Consider the following 25241-nt stretch of genomic DNA (forward strand, 5'->3'; position numbering starts at 1 on the left):
GCGAACGTCAGATCTTGGCGACCTGGTTGAAGTTGAGCTCGACCGGGGTTTCCCGGCCGAAGATCGACACCAGCACCTTCAGCTTCTGCTGGTCCGGGTTGATCTCACTGATCGTCGCCGGCAGCGAGGCGAAGGCACCGTCGGTCACGGTCACCGAGTCACCGACCTCGAAGTCGAGCACCCGGACCTCAGGCTTCGCCTTACCGCCCTTGGCCTCGGCCTCGACCGCCGGGACAAGCCACTTGAGCACCTCGTCCAGCGACAGCGGCGCCGGCCGGTCCACCCGGTCGGTCGCACCCACGAAGCCGGTCACGCCCGGGGTGTTCCGGACACAGGAGTAGGACTCCGCGGTCAGCTCCATCCGAACCAGGATGTAACCGGGGAAGACCTTCGCCTGGACCTGGTTCCGCTTGCCGTTCTTGACCTCGACCTCTTCCCGGGTCGGAACCTCGACCTGGAAGATGAACTCCTCCATGTCGAGGCTGGTGATCCGGGTCTCCAGGTTGGTCTTGACCTTGTTCTCGTAACCGGCGTAGGAGTGCACGACGTACCAGTCACCCGGCGCGTAGCGCAGCTTCTGCCGCAACTCAGCGACGGGGTCGTAGTCCTCGTCCGGCTCCGACTCGGTGATCTCATCGAAATCCGGCTCGCTGGCGGCCTCGACCGACTCGTCACCGGCCGCCGTCGCCACCGCGGACTGCTCGTCCGCGGGTCCGGCGGTCTCGTCGTACTCAGGCACGCTTGCTCACTTCCGTCACTATCAGCTGCGGCAGCTGGGTCAGCTGGGGTTACCGAAGACCCACAACACGCCCTGGGCGAACCCGTAGTCCAGCCCGGCCACGACCGTCAACATCACGGCGACGAAGACGACCACCACGGCGGTGTAGGTCAGCAGTTCCTTCCGGGTTGGCCAGATGACCTTACGCAGTTCGGCCACGACCTCGCGGAAGAACCGGGCGATCCGGCCGAAAAATCCCACCCGCTGGGTTTCCGACTTTGCCTTCGGCCGGCTGTCCGCCGACTCTGCCTTGGTCCGGGAACGGGTGGCGGTGCCACCGCGCGAGACCGGCTCCTCGCCCTCGTCGGCGTCATCGTCGATAGCGTCGTCGATCGTCTCGTCGTCAAGACGGTCGTCGTCCGCGGCGTCCTCGCCGCGCCGGTTGCTCTCGGCCACTTCGCCCTCCGTCGGGGGGTGCTGGGTTCGTACGTCGGGTGGACGCACGACACACTGGTCACGCCGACCGAGTACGAGTAACGCGCTCGGCCGAAACCCGGACCCTACCGTCCCCCGGGACGGGCCGCGGCCGGCGGAGCCGACGAAAACCGCTCTTCGGCGGGTGACCCGCTCCAGAACAGCCCCGCCGATGCCACCACCACGGGACGATCGTCGCGCGTCGGCGACTCCGACCCCCGGGAACGGTCAGGCCTAAGGCGCAGGGGTGACAGGACTTGAACCTGCAGCCTGCGGTTTTGGAGACCGCTGCTCTGCCAATTGAGCTACACCCCTGTGCGGGAAAGCCGTCCCTACTCGGGCGCGCACGCCTAAGTAGGGCCTACTTGCCCCACGGCGGACCAGTGTACGGGTAGACGACCGACTTTCCCAACCGGCCACCGCCCTGTGCCGAACACCCGCCACGCCGAGCCGGTCGGGGCCGGTCGAGCGCGGGTGGAGATCGACCGTCAGGCTCCGGTGAACGAGCCGCGGACGGTCGCCCGCGCCTGCGCCAGCACCTTCTCACCGTGACAGGTTGCGGTCAGGTCCAGCCTGGTCAGGCCCGGTTCGGTGGCGTCGCGTACCACCGCGCGCACCTCGATCTCGGTGCCCTCTTCGTCGTCGGGCACCACCACGGGCCGGGTGAACCGGACGCCGTACTCGACCACCGCGGCGGGGTCACCGGCCCACTCGGTGACCGCACGGCCGACCAGTGCCATGGTGAACATGCCGTGCGCGATCACGCCCGGCAGCCCCACCTTGGTCGCGAACCGGTCGCTCCAGTGGATCGGATTGAAGTCGCCCGAGGCACCCGCGTAGCGGACCAGGTCCGCCCGGGTGACCCGGAAGGTCTTGACCGGCAGCTCCACGTCAGCCCTCCCCGCGTACGACAAGCTTTGACCAGACGGTGACGACCGGCTCGCCGGCCACCGTCGAAACATCGGTGCGGGTGGTCAGGAAATCGTGACCACCGCGAGAGGTGATCTCCTCGACGGTGTTGACGCAGACCAGCTCGTCCCCCGCGACCACCGGGCGGGCGTACGCGAACCGCTGGTCGCCGTGGACCACCCGGCTGTAGTCGATGCCCAGCGCGGGGTCCTCGATGAGCTGCTGGCTCGCCGCCATCGTGATGATGACCGGAAAGGTCGGCGGGGCGACCACGTCGCCATGCCCGAGCGCGCGCGCGGCCTCAGGATCGTGGTACGCCGGGTCGGTCGCGCCGATCGCGGTCGCGAACTCACGGATCTTCTCCCGTCCCACCTGATAGGGGACGGTCGGCGGATAGCTGCGGCCAACAAAAGACGGATCCAACGACATGCCGCGAACCTACACTCCCGGATCCTCGATCACCGTTCGGCGAAATGCCGGCCGGACAAACACGATCGCCGCACCGAAGGCGAAAACGCCCGATCGGTACGGCGATGTGGGAAGACTGCGCGGCCGGCGCTGAGCCGGCCAGCGGTTCTAGCGGGTCTCGCGGTGAACGGTGTGCTTGCCGTCCCGGGGGCAGAACTTCTTCAGCTCGATACGGTCCGGGTCGTTACGACGGTTCTTACGCGTGATGTAGTTGCGCTCCTTGCACTCCACACACGCCAAAGTGATCTTCGGACGGACATCGGTCGCCTTCGCCACGGCGGAGTGCCTTCCTCGCTAAGGATCAACTACGACACAGCAGCGTACCTGCCTGCTATGCGGACATGCAAAGTGGGCGCCACTTGGCGCCCTTCACTTCGGTTTCCGGACTGGGCCCGGGCGCCGAGAGTAGCGGTGGCCGGACTTGAACCGGCGACACAGCGATTATGAGCCGCTTGCTCTACCATCTGAGCTACACCGCCGCAGGCGGGTCCAGCTGAACCCTCTGAGCCCCCTTACGGAATCGAACCGTAGACCTTCTCCTTACCATGGAGACGCTCTGCCGACTGAGCTAAGGGGGCGACGCGATCTTGCTTTTGGCGCGCAGGGGTAAGAGTACACGGCGATCCAGCAGTGGGGAAATCGGATCCCGGGGCGTCGCGTAGCCCCTGGCCAACGGCCATTTGACCGGCCTCACGGCACCGCGCGCAGCCGGCGTACGTCGGTCGAGGACGCGGCTTCCGGCTCCGCCTGGGCACCGAACCAGGCCTCCAGCCGCTCGTACGGCAGCGGCCGACTGAACAGGAACCCCTGACCGATCTGGCAGCCGATGTCCTGCAGCAGTTCCAGGGTCAGCTCGCTCTCCACGCCCTCCGCGACCACGGTGAGGCCGAACTGCTGGGAGAGCGTCACGACCGCGTTGACGATCGCCAGGTCCACCGGATCGGTCGCCATGCCCTGCACGAACGAACGGTCGACCTTGACCTCGTCGACCGGCAACCGGCGCAGGTAGGACAGGGACGAGTAACCGGTGCCGAAGTCGTCCACCGACAGGCGTACGCCGACCTCGCGCAAGCGCCGCAGGGTCGGCATCGGACGGTTGGTCCCGTCCAGCACGCCGGCTTCCTTGATCTCGAAGGTCAGCAGTTCCGGCGCGACGCCGTACTCGGCGAGCAACTCCTGGACCCGGTCCGGGAAATGCTGGTCGATCAGCGTACGGGCGGAGAGGTTGACCGACACCGCCAACGGTTCGTCACCCGCGGTCCAGTCCCGGCTGCGCCGCAGCCCCTCCCGCAACACCGCCTCGGTGAGCCGTTCGAGTTGGCCGGTGTGCTCGGCGACCGCCACGAAGTCCTCGGGCGAGACCGGGCCGTGCGCCGGATGCTCCCACCGGGCCAGGCACTCGACCCCGACCAGGCGCCGGTCGTCCAGGGTCACCTTCGGCTGGAAGTAGACCTCGATCTCGCCGTTGTCCAGCGCCCGGCGCAGGTCGCCGGCGAGGCCGAGGCGATGCATGGACCGGGACTCCAACGCCGGGTTGAACAACTGGACGCTGCCCGGGGTGGACTTCGCCGCCGTGGCCGCCAGGTCGACCCGCCGCAGCAGCGTCTCCGGGTCGTTGCCATGGTCTGGATGGACCGCCACCCCGACCGCGGTGTCGACGTCCAGGACCAACGTGCCGAAGACCATCTGGTCCTGGATCTGCTCGCGCAGCTCGGCGGCCAGTTCGGTGGCCGCTTCGGCGTTCTCCGCCCGCAGGGTGACCAGGAACTCGTCGCCGCCGATCCGGCCGACCAGGGCGGCCGCGGGCGCGCTGGAACGCAACCGGGACGCGACCTCGGTCAGCACCTCGTCACCGGCGGCGTGCCCGAGAGACTCGTTGACCTGGCGCAGCCCGTCGACGTCGAAGAGGAGTACGGCGACCACCTCACCGGGCGCCCGGACCCGTACCGCCTCTTCGAGGGCCTCGGTCATCCGGCGCCGGTTCGGCAGGTTCACCAGCCCGTCGTGGTACGCGTCGTGGCGCAGCCGGTCGACCAGTCGGGAGTTCTCCAGCGCCACCGCCACGTGCGCCGCGATCGTCTCGAAGATGGGTATGTCACCGGGGAGGAAGTGGGTGCTGTCGCTGAGCCGGTTGACCAGTTCGAGTGTGCCGATCACGGCCTCGCCGGAACGGAGCGGGGCGACGATGACGTCCTTGGCACCCCCGGCGCGCAACGCCGCGCGTACCTCTTCGTCGCCGTCCAGCCGGCCACCGACCGCAATGGTCTGTTTCTCCTGGTACGCCCGCTGACGGGCGATCAACGGCGTCCGACCGAAGTCGAGCAGTCCGGGATCGTCGACCCGAGCGGTGAGCAGCACCTCGGGATGCCGACCCTGGGCGGGCAGCCAGAGCGTGGCGTACTCGGCCTGCATCAGGGCCCGTACCCGGCCAAGCATCACGTCGGCGAGGGTGCCGTCCTGGCCACTGCGGGTCATCGCCCGGGTCAGGTCGTACATGTCGGCAAGGGTGCGGTGCTGGCGGAAGAACTGGGCGTAGGACCGGCCGACCAGGGCCAACCCACCGGCGAGCACGGCCAGCAGCACCACCGACCACCAGGTGGTGGCGAGTGCGATGAGCACGATCAGGCCGACCGACATGTTCGCCGCGGCCACGATCAGGTTGGGCGCGGCGGTCCGGGTCACCTCCCAGCCCGCCTGGGTGCCCTGCACGAGCGTGATCACACCGATCACCGCGGCGAACGTGACCAGGGTGATGGTGCTGACGCCGACGAAGATGACGCCCCAGGTGGCTGGGCCGACACCGTTCATCGGCGGTAGGGCGTGCAGGACCAGGCCGGCCAGCGAGGTCGCGGCCGCGGTCTTGGCCACGTTGAACGCGAACTTCGCCGACCGGACCTTGCGTCGGATCTGGGTGAGCAGGGCTGCCAGGGTGAAGATGAACACCACGGTCAGCGGCGGCAGGAAGTAGAGCGCCAGGACCAGCGGGATCTCGGTGACCGTCGCGATGACCGCCTGTCGCCGGATGACGACGTGCAGCGTCGACCCCTCGGTCAGCACCATCACGACCAGAAGGAAGGCCGCGATCAACCATCCGCGAACCGGATCGTCGACACTGAGCCTGGCGGCGGAGTCTTCCGACAGCCGCGGCGCCAGGATGCCGAGCGCCGTCGACCAGATCACCGCCAGGATCGCCAGTGGACCGGTAATGAACCAGGCATGCTCAGCGGATCGTCGTGGCGATGACTGCCGCCCGGCCATGCCGCTCCCTAGGGGTCGCGTTTCCTAGCGGCTCCGATGAGGCAGGCCGCGAGGTCGTTCTACACGCCGCTCCCGCTCACGTGCCAGACAGCGGTGCCGACGCTCAGGCCCCAGTCGAAGGTCACCTGAGTGAAGGCGACAGGCTCGTCGGCGACGAAGATGGCGCCGAAGAGCGCGGCGAGCGCAAGGGCCGGACCAAGCAGCCGACCCAGCCGTCGTGCAGACATCGTTGGCTCCTGTCGAGAGAATGACGGAGAGGAGGTGGAGGTTCCATGATGGTGCCACAGCTACCGGAGGCAGCAAAGCGGTACGGGCCTGCCGTGCCGCTGATCCGGCAAATTCCAACCGAACGGTAGGGACAACTCCACCGGCTGGATGCAACCCCATGCGCTACAGATCGCCGACTTGGTGCGCGCAGCGCGCGAAGTGAACTTTTCCTCGAATCAGATAACCCGGACTAAATCGCGCTGCCCCTCATAATCGACCTAACGAACTTATGCCATCAACACTCCCCATATCGGACGGTCGTACGCCCGACCCACCAGGTCCAGCCCGACCTCGATCCGGCCCCGCCAGCCCGTAGTCGCACGTCAACGCAACGCTCGCCCGTCGACACAGTGTGTGGCAGTCCGGGCAACCAGCGGCGGACATCACCCTCCGCGCAGCCCCTGGACAACTCGATTCACCCCGACCCGGGTGCCACCGACACGAAGGGCGACCTCGGACACGACAAACAACTCGACGGGGGTTCCAGGGCACCAATCACAGTAGGTATTGGTGGCCTTTGGGGCCGGTGATTGAGTCGGCCGGCGCCATCCGGATAACAACACCATCGGCTGCGACAACATCACGATGAGTGGTCAAATCGGCACGGCCGTTTGCGAGACGTCAACCGTTGATTGCCGCACCGATCATGTTCGCTCACGTCTTGTTCGCGTACGACACACTCCGCGCCGACCAACTTCGGGGCGAACCGAAGTCACGCTCCACCTCGGACGGACAGCCGGCGCCCACGACGGGCGACACGACGGCGCCCGACGACCGAGCCCGCACCGTGACGTAAGTCACGCGGCGGAGGGGCGGAATCGGATGCCACGCAGACGCACAGGTCGCCACGGACCCTGTTTGCCGCTTGCCGCCGGCACCCCACGGTCGACGGCGGTGTCACTTTGCCGCCGCATCGACAATCTGACCGGCGGCGCTCACCCGGGGGTCGTCACTCACCGCTACGTATCGCCAAATCGGAAGCGCCGGGTGCCGGAAAGTTTCCGATAGGTGGTTCACTCTGCGGCGCGGTCGGTGGACGTACCCCGGCACCCACCGCTGATGCCAGCACAACCTGGACCGAGTGGCTGCAGTCAGACACCGACCACCCCGGCGAGCATCGACTGGTTTATCGCACCGCGTCGCGACCACGTCCGGCACCCCGCGCGCGACGGTCGACGAGATGGCCGAAAGTTTCGGCAGAATATTGACACTCTGCAATATTCTGCTCGACACTTGAGCCGCACTCGACATTCGTGATCATCGATCACGCAGATGTCGCTTCCACCACCCCACCCGGAAGGAGAGCCCTAGTGACCATCAGCTCAGGGCATCCCAGAATCCGTTCGACGGTCGTCGTGCTGGCGGTAGCGGCGCTCGCCGCCGCTGGAGCGGTATCGGCGGTAGCGAGAAGCACCACCGCCGAGGCCGCTGCCGGCGACGTCGTGGCCGCCGCGTCCGTCGAGGACGAGGGTGCCGACTGCGCGGTGTCGCTGCCCGGCTCGTTGACTGCCAACTCCAGGCTTCCCGACCCCTTTAGGAAGCTGGACGGTACGCGCATATCCGCCAAGTCGGACTGGCGCTGCCGACGAGCAGAGATCAAGAAGCTGGCGGAGAGGTACGTCTACGGCGAGAAGCCCACCAAGCCGGCAAGCGTCACCGGCACGGTCTCGAACAGCAGCATCACCGTGAACGTGTCGCACAACGGCAGGAGTTCCAGCTTCTCCGCGAGCGTCCAACTACCCAGTGGCGCCGGACCACACCCGGCCGTCGTCGTGCTGGGCGGATTCGGGGCGGACACGGCCGCGATCAGGGCCGCGGGCGCCGCCGTCATCAACTACGACCCGTACGCGGTCGGCAGAGAGGGCACGCCACGGAACAACAAGCAGGGCGCCTTCTACAGCATCTACGGCTCTTCGAGCAGCACCGGGCTGCTGATGGCCTGGGCCTGGGGGGTGAGCCGGATCATCGACGTCATCGAACAGTCGGGCGGCAACATCCTCAGGGCGGACGCTACCGGTGTCACGGGATGCTCCCGGTTCGGAAAGGGCGCCTTCGTGGTCGGCGTCTACGACCAGCGCATCGCGCTGACCATGCCGATCGAATCGGGTAGCGCCGGTGTGCCCATCTTCCGCGGGATCCCCGGCGAGGGCGCCCAGAGTCTGAGCAGCGCGTACGGGGAACAACCCTGGCTGGGTGACGCGTTCGGCTCCTTCACCAGCAGCCCGAACACGCTGCCGGTGGACACGCACGAGATGGTGGCCATGGTCGCCCCGCGAGGGCTGTTCATCATGGACAACCCCCACATCGCCAACCTGGGTCCCCGGTCCGCGAGCGTGGCGGCCCTGGGCGGAGCGGAGGTCTACAAGGCGCTCGGTGCGGGAGAGAACATCACCTACTGGTCCGACATCCAGGACGGCAACCACTGCGCCAACAGGTCGGAGTGGCGCACGCCCCTGCAGCAGAACATCCAGAAGTTCCTGCTGAAGACGGGCAACGCTCCCGGCTCCATCAGGATCTCCAGCAGGGCGGCCGGCAACCTGGCCGAGTGGAGGGACTGGCAGACCCCGGTCCTCTCCGACGGCCCGACCGTTCCGCCCACCACGCCACCGACCACCACCCCGCCGACCACACCTCCGACGACACCACCCACCACCGGCCCGCCGACCACACCCCCGACCACACCACCGGCCGGTGCCGGCTGCTCGGCGTCGGTGTCGATCAACCAGTGGACCGGCGGTTTCGTCGCCACCGTACGGGTCACCGCCGGCTCCTCGCCGATCACCGGCTGGACGGCCGCGATGACCCTGCCGTCGGGCGCCACCGTCACCAACGCCTGGAATGCCAACCGCAGCGGGAACACCGGCGCGGTCCAGTTCACCAACGTCGCTTACAACGGCTCCCTCACGTCCGGCCAGTCCACCGAGTTCGGCTTCCAGGGCACCGGTACGGGTACGGGACTGACACCCACCTGTACTGCCAGGTAGTCATCCGCGCTCCACGCGTTCCCTGGCCCGGTGTGGAGGTAGCAGGCCTCCACACCGGGCCCGCCCCGACGCAGCGCCAGTAGCTACGGATCGGTAAGACGGCACGCCCCGGAGTCGTCAGGAGGGACACGCGAACCATCTGAGAACCACCAGGACGAGTCAAGATCGATCCGCCCACCGCCTCTGCCCACCAGAGCCACGGAGAGCCGGATCCGGCTCGCTCGACTGGAAAATTCGGTTGGATCAACGAGAATCGCCCCTGATCGGCATCTCTGCTGGTCAGGGGCGACAATCGCACCTGGTGGCGGGTAGAGGATTCGAACCTCTGAAGCTTTCGCGACGGATTTACAGTCCGCTCCCATTGGCCGCTCGGGCAACCCGCCAGGGCGTGCCGCCACGTTGAACGCGGCAGCGGAAGCAAGGATAGCGGTTGCACCGGGCATCTTCGCAACCGGGTACGGTCGGCATGTCGGACCGCCCAGCAGCCGTCCGGGACATCTTCATACCGCGACCCAGCAGGAGCATGATCATGGCAGCCAACCCGTCGTTCGACATCGTCAGCAAGGTCGACCGGCAGGAGATCGACAACGCCCTCCGGCAGACGGAGAAGGAGCTCGGCACGCGCTTCGACTTCCGTGGCACCGGCGCGGAGATCTCCTGGTCCGGCGAGGAGGCGATCAGCCTGCAGGCCGAGACGGAGGAGCGGGTCAAGGCGGCGCTGGACGTCTTCAGGGAGAAGTTGGTCAAGCGGAACATCTCGATGAAGGCTCTGGACGCCGGTGACGCCCGCGCCTCGGGCAAGATCTACAAGATCGACTGCAAGGTCATCCAGGGCATCGACTCGGAGAAGGCGAAGTCGATCGGCAAGAAGATCCGCGACGAGGGGCCGAAGGGCGTACAGGCGCAGATCCAGGGCGACCAGTTGCGGGTCACCGCCAAGAAGAAGGACGACCTGCAGGCCGTCATCGCGCTGCTCAAGAGCGAGGACTTCGGCGTCGCCCTGCAGTTCACCAACTACCGCTGACACCACCGCTGCGGCCCGCCGAACCAGCGCGGGCCGCGGCCGGCACCCGCCCCGCGGGGCCACCGTGACGGCGTACCGGGGTCAGACCAGCTCGGCGGCGAGCGCTTGCTCCACCCGTACGGCTGCGCGGGCCTCGGCCCTTGCGATCGGGCCCCGGCGGGGCGCCGCGACCAGGGCCGCGACGGCGACGGCCGCCCCGGCAAAGAGGAACGCCCACGGTACGCCGATCTGGTCGACGATCAGTCCGGCCGCAGCGCCACCGGCTGCGCTCGCCGCCACCGACATCGTGACCAGCCAGGTGTACGCCTCATTGAGCATGCCGCCGGGCGAGATCCGCCCGACCATGGTGTTCTCCAGGGTCAGCGCCGGTGCGATGGTCGCCCCGCCGATCACCAGCGCGATGCCGAGCGCCACCGGGTGCGGCATCAGCGCGAAGACGGCGAAGCTGGCCGCGACGGCGGCGAGCAGCAGCGTGAACTGTCGGGTCAGGTTCCGGGCCGCCCGGCGGGTGCCGAACCAGATCCCGCCGACCGCGCTGCCGACGCCCCAGACGGCGAGCAGCACCCCGGCGAGGCTCTCCGCGTCGCCGGAGACGTGCGCGGAGGCGTACGCGGGCACGGCGACCCCGGCGGCGCCGAACGCGACCCCCAGGCCGGCGGCGCAGAGCAGTAGGGCGGTGAAACCTCCCGAGCGCAACGGGCCGAGGCCGGTGGCGTGGGCGTGGTTCGGGTGCGGGCGCCAGCCGCGCATGACCCGGCCGAGTGCGACGGCGAGGGTTCCGACGAGGGTCACCACGGCCGCACCGATCAGGGCGGCGGTGGCGTCGGCGAGCAGTACGAAGAACGCGACCAGCAGCGGCCCGAGTACGAAGACGATCTCGAACAGGGAGGTCTCGGCGGCGAGTGCGGTGTTGCGGAGCCCGTACCGGCCGGATCCGGGCTCGGTGAGGTCGTTCCAGGCGCCCCGGATGGCGGCGGTGAGCGGTGGGAAGGTTGCCCCGGCGACACCGGACATGAGGTAGATCGTGCTGAGCGCGTCCGCTCCGGCGCGGCTGGCGAGCAGCAGGCCCACCAGGGCGAGCGGGTGCGCGACGGCGGTCACGACGAGGACCGGGGTGGGGCCGATCCGGTCCGCGATCCGGCCGGCGACCGGGCTGAGCGCGGCGCCGGCTAGGGCGTAGACGCCGCCCGCCGCGGCGGCGAGCGCGTACCTGCCGGTGACCTGCTCGACGACCAGCAGCAGCGCGAGCGGGGTCATGCCGATGCCGAGCCGGCCGATGATGCCGGTGACCAGCAGCATGGGTGCGCCGGGGATCCGCCAAACCAACAGATACTGGCGCAGCGCAGCCACGGGTGCGACCTCCTGGTCGGGAATCGGCGACGTGAGACGGATCGACGTCGTACGGATGTAACAGCCCGGGGTGCTGGGCCGAAACAAAGGTGTGTAACGAGCGGAAGACCTCCTGACCCTAACGCCCCGGTCGGGTCGCGGTGAAACGACTTCACCCGGCCGGAAGGCCCCAACGGGTCCAGGAGGACGAAAATCGGGCCGACGGACACGGAACCGCCGACCGGGAAACCCGGTCGGCGGTTCGAATCGCTACGCGCGTGTCAGTGCCGGATCAACGCTGGAACTGCACCGGCCCGGAGTTCTGGGCCATCTGCTCCAGGCGGCGTACCCGCTCCTGCATCGGCGGGTGGGTGGAGAAGAGACCCGCCAGGCCGCCACCCTTGAACGGGTTGTCGATCATCAGGTGTGCGGTCGAGGTGAGCCGGTTGTCGGCCGGCAACGGGAGCCGCTGCGTACCCTCGTGGATCTTCCGCAGGGCACTGGCCAGGGCCAGCGGGTCGCGGGTGATCGTGGCGCCGGAGGCGTCCGCGGCGTACTCGCGGTTGCGGCTGATGGCGAGCTGGATCACACTCGCGGCGATCGGGCCGAGGATCAGCATCAGCAGCAGCGCGGCCGGGTTCGGGCCGTCGTCGTCGTCCCCGCCACCGATGGGCAGGAACCAGGCGAAGTACGACAGCATCGTGATGATGCCGGCGAGACCCGCCGCGACGCTGGAGATGAGGATGTCACGGTTGTACACGTGTGACAGCTCGTGTCCGATCACGCCCCGCAGCTCGCGGTAGTCGAGAATCTGGGTGATGCCCGTGGTCACGGCAACCGCCGCGTGCTGCGGGTTACGCCCGGTCGCGAACGCGTTCGGCTGCATGGTGGGGCTGACGTAGAGCCGGGGCATCGGCTGCCCGGCGGAGGTGGAAAGCTCCCGGACCATCTGGTACAGCGCCGGGAACTCCGCCTCGGTGACGGGCTTCGCCCGCATCGAGCGAAGCGCGAGCTTGTCCGACCAGAAGTAGCTGGCGGCGTTCATCGCCAGCGAAACCAGGACGGCGACGACCAGACCGCCGCTGCCGCCTAGCGCGTAACCGACGCCGAGGATCAGCGCGGTGAGCAGGCCGAGCAGTGCGGCCGTCTTGAGACCGTTGCGGTGGCTGTGCACTATCACTCCTTCGGTGCGCGGTTCTCGTGAAACCGCTGACCGTTCCAACAACTCGATACCCATCAACAATCCCCATATAGCTGAGAGTTGCCTGTAAGACGCCGATGGGCGGCGGAGGTTGCGGCACCGAAGTCCGATTGCGGGCCCGTTGTCACCGGCCGACCAGGGACAGACGTCACCAGCCGGCGGCGGCGTCCAGGACGAGTTGTGGGGCGAAGCCGATCACAACCGTGACCACGGTGGCCGCGGCGAGCGCCGCAGCGACCGGCCAGGGCACCCGTACGCCGGTCGGGAGTTCACCGGGGGCGGCGGTGTCCGGGGCCGGGGAGAAGATCGTCGCGGCGACCCGTACGTAGTAGGCCAGTCCGATCACCGCGTTGACCGCCACCACCAGGGCGAGCCAGTCGGAGTCCCCGAACAGCAGCGACCGGACGACGGTGACCTTGGCGAACAGACCGGCCAGTCCGGGCGGCAACCCGGCGAGCCCGACCAGCGCCAGCGCCAGTACGGCGGCTACCGCCGGACGGCGGTGTCCGGCTCCCCGGAAGTCCCCGATCTCCCCACCGTCGCCGTGCCCGGCCCGCAGCGCGATCACCGCGCCGAACGCGGACAGCTCCAACAGCACGAAGAAGACGGTGTACGCGAGCGCGGCGGCGAGCGCCGTCTCGAACGCCTCGGCGGTGCGACCGCCAGCGATCGCGAGCGCACCGAGCGGGGCGATGACGTACCCGGCCTGGGCCACCGAGGACCAGGCCAACAGGCGGATCATGCGGGTCTGCCGGAGCGCGACCAGGTTCCCCACGGTCATCGTGAGCACCGCCAGCGCGGCCAGCACCGGCCCGGTCACCGACGCGGGCAGCACCGCGTTCGTCGACGGCACCGACCCGTCCGAGACCACCGCCCCCGCCACCGGCGCGGCGATCCCGGTGACCGCGAGCAGGGCGACGACACCGCCGAGCTTCGACGCGGTGGACAGGTACGCGGCGACCGGCAGCGGTGCGCCGTCGTACGTGGCCGGGGCCCAGGCGTGGAACGGCACCGCCGCGATCTTGAAGGCCAGCCCGAGCACCACCAGCGCCACCGCGGCCGAGGTCAGCGGCACGTCCAGCAGCTTCGGGTCGGCGGCGAACGCGGTGGCCAGCAGGCGGAAGTGCAGCGCCCCGGTGACCGCGTACAGCAGGGCGGCGCCGAGCAGGGTCACCGCGGTCGCCACCACGCTGACCACGAAGAAGGTGACCGCCGCCTCGGCACCGGCCACGCTGCGCCGACGCAGCCCGACCAGCACGTACAGCGGCAGCGTCAGCGTCTCCAGCGCCACGATCAGGGTGATCAGGTCGCCGGCACCGGCGAGCACCACACCGCCGGTCATCGAACAGGCGAGCAGGAAGCAGTACTCCCCCGCCGGCACCTCACCGGCCCGCAGCAGCGGCACCGAAAACGCCAGCACCCCGAGGGTGAGCAGGGCGAACAGGGCGCCGATCAGGCCGGTCCGGCCGGTGAACAGGTAGGAGCAGGCGTCGCCGGCACAGAACGTCTGCCGGTCGTCGCCGCTGCCCACCACCAGCGCTCCGACCGCGGTGGCGAGCGCACCGACCGCGAACACGGCCGTCGTCGCGCCCCGCCGGGCCACCACCAGGTCGGCCAGGAGCACCAGTACGGCGGTGCCGGCGGCCAGGTACGCCGGCAGCAGCGCGATGTTGTCCACACTCTGGGTCAGGTTCATGAGATCGCCTCGATCAGGGCCTTCACCGGCTCGTCGGCGACGTCCAGCGCGATCGGCGGCAGCAGTCCGACGGCGAGGATGAGCACCACCAGCGGCGCCCAGATGGCCTGCTCTACGGCGTACCCCCTGGGGCTCAGGTTGGCCACGGCGGGCGTCGCGGGGCCGTGGCTGATCCGGCGCAGCAGCCGCAGGAAGTACGCGGCGGTGAGCGCCCCGCCGAACGCCGCCAGTACGCCGAGCGTGGTCCAGAGCGGACCGCCGAGGCGCAGCGCGGCGACCACGCCGAACGCCTCACCCCAGAACCCGGCGAGTCCAGGCAGCCCGAGCGAGGCAATCGCGGCGAAGCCGAGCAGCCCGGCGAGCCGAGGGGCGGTTTCCCGCAGCCCGCCCAGCTCGGCGAGTTCACCGGTGTGGGCCCGGTCCTTGATCGCCCCGGCGATGAAGAAGAGCAGGCCGGTGATGAGCCCGTGGGCGATGTTGCCGATCAACGCGGCCTGGATCCCGGTGGTGGTCACCGTGGCGATGCCGAGCACGACAAAACCCATGTGGCCGACGCTGGAGTACGCGATGAGGCGCTTCAGCTCGGTCTGGGCGAGGCAGACCAGGGCGCCGACGATGATCGCCGCGACGGCGAGCGCACCGAGCACCGGTGCGGCCCAACGGGCGCCCTCCGGGGTCACCCCGACACCGATCCGGATCAGGCCGTACGTGCCCATCTTGAGCAGCACCCCGGCGAGGATGACACTGCCGACGGTCGGCGCCTGGCTGTGCGCGTCCGGCAGCCACGAGTGCAACGGCCAGAGTGGACTCTTCACCGCGAAGGCGAGCGCGAACAGGGTGAACGCCACCAACTGGGTGGTCCGGGACAGCCCCTTGCCGCCGGTGAGGGCGACGATGTCGGCGGTGCCGGCCGCGCTGACCACGACGAAGACGCCGACCAGCAGCAGCACCGAGCCGAACAGGGTGTAGAGGGCGAACTTCCGGGCCGCGTACACCCGCCGGTCCCCGCCCCAGATCGCGATCACCGCGTACATGGGGAGCAGGACGACCTCGAAGAAGACGAAGAACAACACCAGGTCGAGGGCGAGGAAGGTGCCCAGGATGCCGACCTCGATGACCAGCAGCAGGGCGGTCAGCGTACGGCCCCGGCCCGGTGCCGGCGCCCGCCACCAGGTGTAGACGCAGCAGAGCAGCGTCAGCAGGGTGGTGAGCACCACCAGCGGGTACGAGATCCCGTCCAGCCCGAGGTGGAAGCGCAGGTCGAGTCCGGGCACCCAGGTCAGGTCCAGTTCGTGCCACGGGTGGATCCCCGGCGGTCCCTGCTCCGGCACCTGGTGGACGAAGCCGCCGCCTCCGACACCGAAGAAGAGCAGCACGCTGACCACCAGCGTGGCCGCGGCGAAACCGGTGGCGACCGCCCGTCCCGCCCGGTCGAAGCGCTCCGGCAGCGCGGCGGTCACCGCCGCACCGACCGCGGGCAGGGCCAGGATGGCAACGAGTCCGACCTGTCCGGCGCTCATCCGCCGACTCCGATCAACACGGCGGCGAGCCCGATCAGCAACGTCCCGGCCAGTACGGCCGTCGCCGCCCTCGGCAGCCCCGCCCGATGCAGGGTGCCGAGGGAGTCACCGAGCGCGCCACTGCCCCGGCCGACTCCCTCGACGGCCCCGTCGACCAGCACCTCGTCGCCGCGGCGGGCGAGCCGGGCCAGCGCCGCCACCGGGCGTACGACCAGGGTGTGTTGGAGTTCGTCGAGCCAGAAGGCGCGGTCGAAGGCCGGGCGCAGCGGGCCCAGCGCGGTCGCCGGGTCGGTGGCCGGGTCACGCCGCCACCGCCACCAGGCCAGTCCCGCACCGAGCAGCAGCAGGGCGACCGGGTAGACCAGTTGCGGGCCGAAGTGGATCAGCTCCTCGTCCAGCGGCAGCAGGTTCGGCGGGTGCTCGGTGATGCCCGGCGGCCGGAGCCAGCCGGCGAACGGCCCGGCGAACGCGACCGCCCCGAACAGGGCGCTCGGTACGGCCAGCACCAGCACCGGCCAGCGGAGCAACGCGGGCGGGTCGTGCGGCGCCGCTTCGCCTCGGTAGGAGCCGGCGAAGGCACGCAGCAGCAGGCGGGTGGCGTACCAGGCGGTGACCGCGACGCCGACCAGGCCGGAGATCCAGACCAGCCAGCCGACCGGTGCGCCGGCCGGGCCGACCCCGTCGAGCGCGGCCCGTTCGGCGACGGCGAGGATGCCGTCCTTGCTCCAGAAGCCGGCCAGCGGCGGCACCCCGGCGAGCGCGCCGAGCCCGATCACCGTGCACCAGAAGGTGACCGGCATCCGGCGGCGCAGCCCGCCCATCGCCGACATCGAGTTGGTGCCGGTGGCGTGGATGACACAGCCGGCGGCGAGGAACAGCAGCGCCTTGAACGCGGCGTGGCTGAGCAGGTGGAACAGCGCGGCGGCGGGTGAACCCACGGCGAGCGCGCCGGCCATGTAGCCGATCTGGGACACCGTCGACCAGGCCAGCACCCGCTTGATGTCGTCCTGCGCGGTCGCGGCCAGCGCCCCGAGCAGCAGGGTGACCGCGCCCATCACCCCGAGCACGGTCAGCGCCGCCGGAGACTTGACGAAGAGCGGGTACAGCCGGGTCACCGCGTAGATGCCGGCGGCGACCATGGTGGCCGCGTGGATCAACGCCGAGATCGGGGTCGGGCCGGCCATCGCGTCCGGCAGCCAGGTGTGCAGCGGAAACTGGGCGCTCTTGCCGGCCACCCCGGCGAGCAGCAGCAGGCAGGCGACGGTGAGCGTGGTGGCGTCGAAGTCGTGCGCCAGCACCTCCGAGATCCGGAAGCTGCCGGCGGTGAAACCGAGCACCGCGATGCCGAGCAGGAAGCCGACGTCACCGACCCGGGTGACCAGGAACGCCTTCACCGCCGCCGCCGGAGCCTCCGGCAGCCGCCGGTCGTGCGCGATCAGCAGGTACGAGCAGATGCCCATGACCTCCCAGCCGACCAGCAGCAGGAGCAGGTCTCCGGCGACCACCACCAGCAGCATGGCGGCGGTGAAGAGGCTGATCTGCGCGGCGTACGGGGCGTACCGGTCGTCGTGGTCGAGGTAGCCGACGGAGTAGACCTGGACGGCGAGCGCGACCACCGCCACGGCGATCGCGACCAGGGCGGCGGTCGGGTCGAGGCGTACCCCGGCGGTCACCTCCAGACCACCGAACTCGACCCAGAGCGCGGAACCCTCGGCGGCGGCACCGTCCAGGGTGGCGAGCAGGATCACCGCGACGACCAGGCTCGCGGCGGCACCGGCTATGCCGAGGCCGGCGGCGACCGCCCGGGACCGCTGCGGCAGCAACAGCCCGGCCAGGGCCACCCCGAACGGTACGGCCGGAAGCAGCCAGCCGAGCACGACAGCGGCGGTCACCTGGCCCCCACCCCACTGGCGGCGGAACCGGCACTGCCGGTGGGCCCGGTGCCGGTGGCATCGACCGCCGGCTCGGGGCCCTCGTCCGGCGGGTGCTCGTGCAGCGTCACCTCGTCCAGCGCGACGCTGCCGCGCAACCGGTAGAGCTGCAACACGATGGCCAGCCCGACACCCACCTCGGCGGCGGCGATCACGATGACGAACAGCGCGAACACCTGCCCGCCGTGCGGCAGCGCCGCCCGGGTGGTGCTGTCGGCGGTGACCAGCAGCAGGTTGACCGCGTTGAGCATCAGCTCGACCGCCATCAGCACCAGCACCGCGTTGCGTCGGCGGAGCACGCCGTAGACGCCCAGACCGAACAGGATCGCCGCGGTGACGTACGGGATCACGGGTCTCATCGGCGCCGCCCCGGAATCCGTACGCTGATCGCGATCGCGCCGACCAGTGCCGAGAGCAGGAGTACGGAGAGCACCTCGAACGGGAGCACCCAGCGGCCGAAGATCTCGGCACCGAGCCGTTCGGCCGTGCCCGGCTCGGGCAGATCCACCCTGGACCAGCGGAACGCGTCGATCAGCAGCAGCGTCAGCCCCGCCCCGGTGCCGCCGCCGATCAGGGCGGCCGGCCAACCGGGCCGGTCCAGGTCGGTGGAGGCGCCGATCGGGGCGCGGGTGAGCATCACCGCGAACAGCAGCAGCACCACGACCGCGCCGACGTAGACCAGCACCTGCACCCAGGCCAGCAGTTCGGCGGTGAGCACCAGGTAGAGCCCGGCGATCGCGCCTAGGCAGACCACCAGGTAGAGACCGGCCCGGACCAGGTGCCGAGTGGTCACCACCAGCGCGCCGGAGCCGACCGCGACCGCACCGAGGGCCAGCAGCAGCACATCCGCCCCGGTCACGGCGCCGCCGAGGGTGGTGGGGGCGCGGCGGGACGCTGTGGGCGTACCGGCGGGGTGGTCGGGGCGGCGGCGCCCGGCGGCGGGGTCGCGGCCTTGCGCGCGGCGGCGGTCTCCTCCTTCGCCGGCTCACCGTTCGGGTCGTGCGCGGGCGGCGGCGGCACGGTCGCCATCCACTGCCCCAGGTGGTCCTTGTCGTGCAGCAGGTCCTTGATGTCGTACTCGGCGTACTCGAACTCGGGTGACCAGTAGAGCGCGTCGAACGGGCAGACCTCGATGCAGATCCCGCAGTACATGCAGAGCGAGAAGTCGATGTCGAACTTGTCCAGTACGTTGCGCTGCCGGGGCCGCGCCGCGCCGGGGACCTGGACCTCTTCCTTGTGCGAGTCGATGTAGATGCACCAGTCCGGGCACTCCCGGGCGCAGAGCATGCAGACCGTGCAGTTCTCCTCGGCCAGGGCGATCACGCCGCGTGAGCGCGGCGGCAGCTCGGGCTCGACGTCCGGGTACTGCTGGGTGTGCGAGTGGCCGACCATCGTCTTGAGGGTGACCGCGAGACCCTTCGCGAGACCCTCTCCGGGCACCTTCATGCCACCGGCCCACTTCGCTCGCTCATGCCGCCCATCCTGCACTGTCGGTCGCCCCGGCGCGACCACCACCCGCCACTTCCCGCCCTACCGGCCGTTAGGGGTGCCGTACCCTGGGCACGGGGATCCCGGCCCCGCGTGAGAGGAACTTCGCATGGCCTCCGCACTCAGCGACGCCTACCCGCCGACGGACGGGTGGACCACTGACGATCTGGATGCCTTGCCCGACGACGGCCACCGCCGCGAGCTGCTCGACGGAGTTCTGATCATGTCGTCCTCCCCCACGGCCGCCCACCAGACGATCGCGTGGCGGCTGGCCGGATCCTGAAGCCGGCGCTGTACGCCCAGGCCGGGATCCCGTTCTACTGGCGGATCGAGTTCGAGGACGGGCTGACGGTCTACACGTACAAGATCGACCCGGTGCACGAGGTGTACACGGAGACGGGCCGGTGGAACAAGTTCGTCGACACCGGGGAGCCGTGGGCGATGAACCTGCCGGTCAGTCGGCTGATCCCCCGGCACCTGTGAGCGGTGGCAGGACCTCGACGCCGAGCTGTTGCAGGAGCTGGAACAGCTCGTTGACGCTCCATACGTCGATGATCTTGCCGGCCGGGTCGAAGCGCAGGAACGTGGCGCCGGAGTAGCTGACCACCTGCCCCGTCGGTGGCACCGGCCCGAAGGCGCCACGCTGGGTGCCGGCGGCCCGCCAGTGCAGGGCCGCCCGCTCACCGGAGACGATCAAGTCGACGATCTTGTAGCGCAGGTCCGGAAAGGCCGTACGGCGCTCCCGGTGCCAGGCCAGCACCGCCGCCGGCCCCGAACCGCCGAGGCCGGGGCACTCGTCGGCGACCAACTCGTACGCCGTCTCCTCACGGGAGTCGTGCCAGACGTCGCTGACGAACCGTCGTACCGCGCTGTCGATGTCGACCACGGTGCGTCAGCCTAGCCCCCGTACGTGCCCCGCTCAGAATGCGACGCGGACCGCCGTGGTGAGAACGAGTTGACCCAGCGACACCGGGACCAGCACCAGCCAGCAGAGCCGCTGCAACTGGTCCTCGCGCAGCCGGGGGTAGGACACCCGGAACCAGATCACCACGAAGGACACCGCGAAGATCTTGATCAGGGTCCAGAGCCAGCCCAGGTACTCGTCCCCGAACGGGCCCTGCCAACCGCCCAGGAACAGCACCGTGGTCAGGGCCGCGATCACCACGATGCCGACGTACTCGGCGAGCAGGAAGAACGCGAACCGCAGGCCGGTGTACTCGGTCATGTAGCCGAAGACCAACTCGGAGTCGGCGATCGGCATATCGAACGGCGGGCGGCGGATCTCGGCCAGCCCGGCGACGAAGAAGACGAACATGGCCGGCGCCTGCCAGATCAGCCACCACGGCTGCCACGCCTCGACGATGCCGGGCAGGCTCAGCGTGCCGGCGGCGATCGCCACGCTCGCCGCCGAGAGCACCAGCGGCAGCTCGTAGCCGAGCAGTTGGGCCGCCCCGCGCAGGCCGCCGAGCAGGCTGTACTTGTTCGCCGACGCCCACGCCGACATCAGCACCGCGACCACACCCACGCCGATCACGGCAAGGACGAAGAACAGGCCGATGTCCAGCGGCTGCCCGACCAGATCCCCCGGTCCGAGCGGGATGACCAGCAGGGCCAACAGGTACGGCACCAGCGCCACCACCGGCGCGAGCCGGAACACCGCCCGGTCCGCCGCCCGGGGCGTGACGTCCTCCTTCTGCACGAACTTGACCCCGTCGGCGATCAACTGGGCCCAGCCGTGGAAGCCGCCCGCGTACATCGGGCCGAGCCGGCCCTGCATGTGCGCCATCACCTTGTGTTCGAGCTGGCCGACGACCAGCGGCAGGGTGAGGAACGCGACCACCACGGCCACCACCCGGATCAGCAGTTCCAACCAGAGCGGCATCAGCGGTCGCCCCATTCACCCGGCGCCGGTACGCCCGGCGGTCGCATCGGTGCCCGGCGAGCCGTTCCCGCCTCCGACTCACCGGGTTCCTTCGCCCCTGGCCACGGTTTGGCCACCCGCGAGGCGAGCACGAACTCCTTGCGCAGCGGATGTCCCTCGAACTCGGGCGGCAGCAGCAGCGGCCGGAGTTCGGCGTGTCCGGCGAAGCCGATCCCGAACATCTCGTACGTCTCCCGCTCGTGCCAGGCGGCACCGGGGTAGAGGTCCACCACGGACGGCACCTCCGGCTCCGGTCGGGGCACCCGGGTACGCAGCAGCACACCGTGCCGGTGCCGGGTCGACCAGAGGTGGGCGACGATGTCGAACCCGTCCGCCAGCTCGTCCACGGCGGAGAGCCAGTCGAAGAAGTCGCAGCCCAGTTCGGCGTCGTCGCGGGCGGTCCGGAGCGCGTCACGCCACCGGTCCGGCGGTACGTCGACCGTCGCGCGCGCGTACGCCTGCCCGCCGGACACGCCGACCGTGAGCTGCTCACCACCGAGGAGCGTGCCCAGTCGCGTACCGATCTCGTCCGGCGTCATGCCCGCGATCCTATGACCCCGGCCGGTCGGGCACCGCGTCCCGCGAGCTAACCGGCGCCGTACGGCGTGGTGCGCGGCCGGCGCGGCGGGTGCCGCCCGGCGCCTTTCGCTGCGGGAAACGCGCCGGGCACGGGAGAATGACGGGCGTGCGCGCCGTGACTGTCATCCCCGGGACCCCGAACTCGCTGCGCCTCGTCGACGGCTATCCCGAGCCGCCGATCGACGAGGGGGCGGTGCTGGTCCAGGCGCTGGCGGTGGGAATCTGCGGCACCGACCACGAGATCATCGACGGGCACTACGGGGAGGCACCGCCGGGCTCCGCCGAACTGGTCATCGGCCACGAGTCACTCGGACGGGTGATCGAGGACCCGACCGGTTCGCTGCGCCCCGGTGACCTGGTGGCCGGTGTGGTCCGCCACCCCGACCCGGTGCCCTGCCCGAACTGCGCGGTCGGCGAGTGGGACATGTGCAGCAACGGTCAGTACACCGAGCACGGCATCAAGGGCCTGCCCGGCTTCGCCCGGGAACGCTGGCGGGTCGACCCGCAGTACGCGATCCTGCTCGAACCGGCGCTCGCGCAGGTCGGGATGCTGCTCGAACCCGCCAGCATCGTGGCGAAGGCGTGGGAGCACATCGAACGGATCGGCGCTCGGGCGGTCTGGCGGCCGGAGACCGTACTGGTCACCGGGGCGGGGCCGATCGGGCTGCTGGCCGCCCTGCTGGCCTGCCAGCGCGGCTTCACCGTGCACGTGCTGGACCGGAGTCCCACCGGCCCCAAGCCGGACCTGGTACGGGCACTCGGCGCGCAGTACCACTCCGAGGGGATGGCAGCGCTCGGCTTCGACCCCGACGTGGTGCTCGAGTGCACCGGTGCGCCGTCGGTCGTACTGGACGTGATGTGTCAGGCCGCGCCGAACGGGATCGTCTGCCTGACCGGTGTCTCCACCGGCGGTCGCATGATCGACTTCGATGCGGGTGCGCTCAACCGGGAGCTGGTGCTGGAGAACAACGTGGTGTTCGGTTCGGTGAACGCCAACCGCCGGCACTGGGACCTCGCCGCCACCGCCCTGGCCAAGGCCGACCGGCAGTGGTTGGAGGCGCTGATCAGCCGCCGGGTGCCGGTGGAGGCGTACGCCGAGGCGTACACCCCCGTATCCGGTGAGATCAAGGTCGTACTCGACTTCGCCTGACTGTCTCCGGCGCGAGCCCGGCTACAGACCGGGCAGCCGGCCGTTGCGGAACAGGTCGACGAAGATCTGGTGGTCCCGGCGGGCCCGCAGCCCGTAGGTGTGCGCGAAGTCGACCAGGTGGGCCACGAAACCGGCCTCGTCCTTGTCCACCACCGCGACGATCTCCTCCTCGGTGGAGTAGTCGACCAGGTCGTGGCTGGACTCGTCGTCGGCGACCGAGTGCATCCGGGCCACCGCCCGACCCAGGTCGCCGATCACCCCGGCCAGCTCCGCCGGCTCGTTGACGTCGGACCAGTCCAGGTCGGCGGCGTACGGCGACACCTCGGCGACCAACTGGCCGACCCCACCCAGCTCGGTGAAGCCCAGCCACGGGTCGGCGTGCGCCTGCAGCGCCCGCTGCGACTCGGCGGTCCGGTGCCCCTGGTGCTGGAAGTAGCCCCGCACGCCCGGGTCGTCGACGTACCGGGCCACCGCCGGCACCTGGGCCTGCTTCATGTAGATCACCACGTCGTTCTCCAGCGCCTGGGTGTGCCCCTCCAGCAGCAGGTTGTACGACGGCAGCCCGGCCGAGCCGATGCCAACACCCTTGCGCAGCACCACGTCCTTGATCTGGGCGGCGACCGGGCGCAGGCCGGTGGTGGAGGCCGGCAGCGTGCCGAGATAGCGCTCGTACGCGGTGACCACCTCCGCGCGGGCCGCCTCGTCGATCTCGAACACCCCGTCGCCGAGGGCGAACCGGCGCTCGTAGTTGTCGATCGTGGTCTGGGCGGAGAGCAGGTCGACCCGGGTGCTCAACCTGGCCCGTTGCAGCACCGTACGCAGCACGCCGTCGGCGTTTTCGAGGGTGATCGAGCCGATCGCCTCCTCCCCACCGGCCGCGATCGCCCGCAGCTCGGTCAGGTACGTCTGGGCGAACCGGCTCACCAGGTCGCTGATGACGTCGTCGGAGAGCGCCTTGGCGTACCCGATCAGCGCCACGCTGGCGACGAAGCGTTTCAGGTCCCAGGAGAACGGGCCGACGTACGCCTCGTCGAAGTCGTTGACGTTGAACACGAGCTGGCCGGAGCCGTTCATGTAGGTGCCGAAGTTCTCGGCGTGCAGGTCGCCGTGGATCCAGACCCGGCTGGTACGCGGGGTGAGGAACCGGTCGTCGGCGAAGTCGCCGGTCAGGTCCGCGTAGAAGACCGAGGCGCTGCCCCGGTAGAAGGCGAACGGTGAGGCGGCCATCTTGCGGAACTTGCGCCGAAACGCGGCCGGGTCGAGGGCCATCGACTCGCCGAACTCGGCGATCAGGACGTCGACCAGTTGGTCCGCCCGTTGATCAGTGCTCATGCTCCGCAGGCTAGTCCGCCCTGACCAGGCCCGGTGCCGTGGTCGGCTGACCGGTGACGCAGTCAGCCCTGCCGTGGTCGGCGCACAGGCGACGAGTGACGGCTGACGGGTGACTCGGTCAGCTCGACGGGGGCCGTACGGGCGGTGCGGTCAGCGAGGCGACGCTGCGTCCGGTGCCGGCGTCGACGGGTGCGCTGAGCGGATCCGGGCGGGCCACGCCGCCGATCCCGGACTGCTCGGCGGCGATTTTCTCCTGGAGGCGGAGGATGCCGTGCAGCAGTGCCTCCGGGCGGGGTGGGCAGCCGGGCACGTAGACGTCGACCGGGATGAGCTGGTCGACGCCCTTGGTCACCGAGTAGGAATCCCAGTACGGTCCGCCGCAGTTGGAGCAGGCGCCGAAGGAGATGACGTACTTCGGCTCGGGCATCTGGTCGTAGAGGCGCTTGATCGCCGGGGCCATCTTGTCGGTGACCGTGCCGGAGACCACCATCAAATCGGCCTGGCGGGGGCCGTGGGCGAACGGGATGACCCCGAGCCGGATGAAGTCGTGTCTGCCCATGCTGGTGGCGATGAACTCGATCGCGCAGCAGGCCAGTCCGAAATTGAAGACCCACAATGAGTAGCGGCGTCCCCAGTTGAGCACGAACCTGATCGGCTCGCCGAGCACTCCGGGCAGTTGCATGGTCCCCCCTCTCGGTCCGGCACCCGACAGTGAACCACAGCATCATCCGGTCGCTTGCCCGCAACCGGTGCCGTCGCCGGCACGTGTTACCGGCGTCCTCGGGCAGGGGCCCGGACGGGGAGGAACGAGTGACGGTGACGACAGGTCCGGGCGTCGACGCTTCACCACCGGTTGTACCTGCTGGTGAGGGCGACCCGGGCAGACCCGAGAGAGTCGAGTTCGATGCGTTCTACCACGCGCATTTCCGGTCGATGACCGTTCATCTGTGCGCGTACACGGGGGATCTGGGGCAGGCGCAGGATCTGGTGCA

General features: G+C 69.8%; 24 protein-coding genes, 4 tRNA genes and 2 pseudogenes. 6 read left to right on the forward strand and 24 right to left on the reverse strand.

The features are described from left to right. Positions 1 to 7: 7 nt before the first annotated feature. The 10 genes from nusG to AB0J90_RS22955 all read right to left on the reverse strand — a co-directional run bounded on the left by nusG (position 8) and on the right by AB0J90_RS22955 (position 6054). Positions 8 to 739, reverse strand: a complete 732-nt coding sequence (nusG, locus tag AB0J90_RS22910; RefSeq protein ID WP_363598867.1) for a transcription termination/antitermination protein NusG — start codon at positions 737 to 739, stop codon at positions 8 to 10. Positions 740 to 778: 39 nt separating this feature from the next. Next, positions 779 to 1174, reverse strand: coding sequence for a preprotein translocase subunit SecE (gene secE, locus AB0J90_RS22915; RefSeq protein WP_326561110.1), 396 nt, complete (start codon positions 1172 to 1174; stop codon positions 779 to 781). A gap of 260 nt (positions 1175 to 1434) precedes the next feature. Then, a tRNA-Trp gene (locus AB0J90_RS22920) sits at positions 1435 to 1507 on the reverse strand. A 173-nt stretch (positions 1508 to 1680) separates the two neighbouring features. Continuing rightward, the gene (locus AB0J90_RS22925) at positions 1681 to 2082 is read right to left on the reverse strand and encodes a MaoC family dehydratase (RefSeq protein ID WP_363598869.1); all 402 of its coding nucleotides are present in this window, start codon (positions 2080 to 2082) and stop codon (positions 1681 to 1683) included. 1 nt (position 2083) lies between these two features. After that, a complete protein-coding gene (locus AB0J90_RS22930; protein ID WP_363598871.1) occupies positions 2084 to 2530 on the reverse strand; it encodes a MaoC family dehydratase N-terminal domain-containing protein in 447 nt (148 codons plus the stop codon). Positions 2531 to 2677: 147 nt separating this feature from the next. Beyond that, positions 2678 to 2845, reverse strand: a complete 168-nt coding sequence (gene rpmG / locus AB0J90_RS22935) for a 50S ribosomal protein L33 (protein ID WP_013288652.1) — start codon at positions 2843 to 2845, stop codon at positions 2678 to 2680. 130 nt (positions 2846 to 2975) lie between these two features. Then, positions 2976 to 3048: transfer RNA gene (locus AB0J90_RS22940), tRNA-Met, on the reverse strand. A 26-nt stretch (positions 3049 to 3074) separates the two neighbouring features. Then, positions 3075 to 3147 (reverse strand) — tRNA-Thr (locus tag AB0J90_RS22945). A 112-nt stretch (positions 3148 to 3259) separates the two neighbouring features. After that, a complete protein-coding gene (locus tag AB0J90_RS22950; RefSeq protein ID WP_363598873.1) occupies positions 3260 to 5827 on the reverse strand; it encodes an EAL domain-containing protein in 2568 nt (855 codons plus the stop codon). 59 nt (positions 5828 to 5886) lie between these two features. Further along, positions 5887 to 6054, reverse strand: coding sequence for a hypothetical protein (locus tag AB0J90_RS22955; protein ID WP_363598875.1), 168 nt, complete (start codon positions 6052 to 6054; stop codon positions 5887 to 5889). 1350 nt (positions 6055 to 7404) lie between these two features. On the opposite strand from AB0J90_RS22955, the gene AB0J90_RS22960 reads away from it, so the two are divergent. Continuing rightward, positions 7405 to 9078 carry a cellulose binding domain-containing protein gene (locus AB0J90_RS22960; protein WP_363598877.1) on the forward strand — a complete coding sequence of 558 codons (1674 nt, stop codon included), beginning with the start codon at positions 7405 to 7407 and terminating at the stop codon, positions 9076 to 9078. A 299-nt stretch (positions 9079 to 9377) separates the two neighbouring features. Here the strand turns inward: AB0J90_RS22960 and AB0J90_RS22965 are convergent. Next, positions 9378 to 9461: transfer RNA gene (locus AB0J90_RS22965), tRNA-Tyr, on the reverse strand. Positions 9462 to 9607: 146 nt separating this feature from the next. Here AB0J90_RS22965 and AB0J90_RS22970 point away from each other — a divergent pair. Next, the gene (locus tag AB0J90_RS22970; protein WP_363598879.1) at positions 9608 to 10102 is read left to right on the forward strand and encodes a YajQ family cyclic di-GMP-binding protein; all 495 of its coding nucleotides are present in this window, start codon (positions 9608 to 9610) and stop codon (positions 10100 to 10102) included. Between the two features lie 81 nt (positions 10103 to 10183). On the opposite strand, the gene AB0J90_RS22975 is transcribed toward AB0J90_RS22970, so the two are convergent. From AB0J90_RS22975 to AB0J90_RS23010, 8 genes and pseudogenes are all read right to left on the reverse strand, one after another. After that, positions 10184 to 11452 carry an MFS transporter gene (locus AB0J90_RS22975; RefSeq protein ID WP_363598881.1) on the reverse strand — a complete coding sequence of 423 codons (1269 nt, stop codon included), beginning with the start codon at positions 11450 to 11452 and terminating at the stop codon, positions 10184 to 10186. A 271-nt stretch (positions 11453 to 11723) separates the two neighbouring features. After that, positions 11724 to 12605 (reverse strand): zinc metalloprotease HtpX, encoded by an 882-nt coding sequence (gene htpX, locus AB0J90_RS22980; protein WP_326561121.1) that lies wholly within the window; start codon positions 12603 to 12605, stop codon positions 11724 to 11726. Between the two features lie 175 nt (positions 12606 to 12780). Further along, positions 12781 to 14328, reverse strand: a complete 1548-nt coding sequence (locus tag AB0J90_RS22985; protein ID WP_363598883.1) for a proton-conducting transporter membrane subunit — start codon at positions 14326 to 14328, stop codon at positions 12781 to 12783. Continuing rightward, positions 14325 to 15848, reverse strand: a complete 1524-nt coding sequence (locus AB0J90_RS22990) for an NADH-quinone oxidoreductase subunit M (protein ID WP_363598885.1) — start codon at positions 15846 to 15848, stop codon at positions 14325 to 14327. The genes AB0J90_RS22985 and AB0J90_RS22990 overlap by 4 nt, the downstream gene beginning before the upstream one ends. Continuing rightward, positions 15845 to 17740 carry an NADH-quinone oxidoreductase subunit L gene (locus AB0J90_RS22995; RefSeq protein ID WP_363598887.1) on the reverse strand — a complete coding sequence of 632 codons (1896 nt, stop codon included), beginning with the start codon at positions 17738 to 17740 and terminating at the stop codon, positions 15845 to 15847. Before AB0J90_RS22995 ends, AB0J90_RS22990 begins: the two co-directional genes overlap by 4 nt. A gap of 107 nt (positions 17741 to 17847) precedes the next feature. After that, positions 17848 to 18138 (reverse strand): annotated as a pseudogene (gene nuoK, locus AB0J90_RS23000) (NADH-quinone oxidoreductase subunit NuoK); the annotation flags it as partial. Beyond that, on the reverse strand, positions 18135 to 18638 hold the full coding sequence (locus AB0J90_RS23005) for an NADH-quinone oxidoreductase subunit J (RefSeq protein WP_363598889.1): 504 nt from the start codon (positions 18636 to 18638) through the stop codon (positions 18135 to 18137). The gene AB0J90_RS23005 and the pseudogene nuoK, both read right to left, overlap by 4 nt. Then, positions 18635 to 19225: an NADH-quinone oxidoreductase subunit I gene (locus AB0J90_RS23010; protein ID WP_326561126.1), complete on the reverse strand. Its 591-nt coding sequence runs from the start codon at positions 19223 to 19225 to the stop codon at positions 18635 to 18637. Before AB0J90_RS23010 ends, AB0J90_RS23005 begins: the two co-directional genes overlap by 4 nt. Positions 19226 to 19376: 151 nt before the next feature. Between AB0J90_RS23010 and AB0J90_RS23015 the strand changes: the two genes are divergently transcribed. Both AB0J90_RS23015 and AB0J90_RS23020 read left to right on the forward strand, forming a co-directional pair. After that, positions 19377 to 19550, forward strand: a complete 174-nt coding sequence (locus AB0J90_RS23015; RefSeq protein WP_363598891.1) for a hypothetical protein — start codon at positions 19377 to 19379, stop codon at positions 19548 to 19550. Further along, entirely contained in the window at positions 19529 to 19750 is a 222-nt protein-coding gene (locus tag AB0J90_RS23020; RefSeq protein ID WP_363598893.1) for a hypothetical protein, read from the forward strand. Before AB0J90_RS23015 ends, AB0J90_RS23020 begins: the two co-directional genes overlap by 22 nt. On the opposite strand, the gene AB0J90_RS23025 is transcribed toward AB0J90_RS23020, so the two are convergent. From AB0J90_RS23025 to AB0J90_RS23035, 3 genes are read right to left on the reverse strand one after another with little or no spacing between them, the layout of a single operon-like run. Beyond that, positions 19722 to 20153, reverse strand: a complete 432-nt coding sequence (locus AB0J90_RS23025; protein ID WP_363598895.1) for an ester cyclase — start codon at positions 20151 to 20153, stop codon at positions 19722 to 19724. The genes AB0J90_RS23020 and AB0J90_RS23025 overlap by 29 nt on opposite strands. Before the next feature lie 33 nt (positions 20154 to 20186). Further along, complete coding sequence (locus tag AB0J90_RS23030) at positions 20187 to 21149, reverse strand: complex I subunit 1 family protein (RefSeq protein ID WP_363598897.1); 963 nt, start codon at positions 21147 to 21149, stop codon at positions 20187 to 20189. Beyond that, positions 21149 to 21727, reverse strand: a complete 579-nt coding sequence (locus tag AB0J90_RS23035; RefSeq protein WP_363598899.1) for an NADH-quinone oxidoreductase subunit C — start codon at positions 21725 to 21727, stop codon at positions 21149 to 21151. The genes AB0J90_RS23030 and AB0J90_RS23035 overlap by 1 nt, the downstream gene beginning before the upstream one ends. A gap of 146 nt (positions 21728 to 21873) precedes the next feature. On the opposite strand from AB0J90_RS23035, the gene AB0J90_RS23040 reads away from it, so the two are divergent. Next, on the forward strand, positions 21874 to 22917 hold the full coding sequence (locus tag AB0J90_RS23040) for a glucose 1-dehydrogenase (RefSeq protein ID WP_363598901.1): 1044 nt from the start codon (positions 21874 to 21876) through the stop codon (positions 22915 to 22917). A 21-nt stretch (positions 22918 to 22938) separates the two neighbouring features. On the opposite strand, the gene AB0J90_RS23045 is transcribed toward AB0J90_RS23040, so the two are convergent. Next, the gene (locus AB0J90_RS23045) at positions 22939 to 24249 is read right to left on the reverse strand and encodes a DUF2252 domain-containing protein (protein WP_363598903.1); all 1311 of its coding nucleotides are present in this window, start codon (positions 24247 to 24249) and stop codon (positions 22939 to 22941) included. Between the two features lie 118 nt (positions 24250 to 24367). Then, on the reverse strand, positions 24368 to 24931 hold the full coding sequence (locus AB0J90_RS23050; protein WP_363598905.1) for an NADH-quinone oxidoreductase subunit B family protein: 564 nt from the start codon (positions 24929 to 24931) through the stop codon (positions 24368 to 24370). Between the two features lie 128 nt (positions 24932 to 25059). On the opposite strand from AB0J90_RS23050, the pseudogene AB0J90_RS23055 reads away from it, so the two are divergent. Further along, a pseudogene (locus AB0J90_RS23055) lies at positions 25060 to 25241 on the forward strand (SigE family RNA polymerase sigma factor); the annotation flags it as partial.

The organism is Micromonospora sp. NPDC049523, assembly GCF_040676775.1.
In the GTDB taxonomy this organism is placed as follows: Bacteria; Actinomycetota; Actinomycetes; order Mycobacteriales; family Micromonosporaceae; genus Micromonospora_G.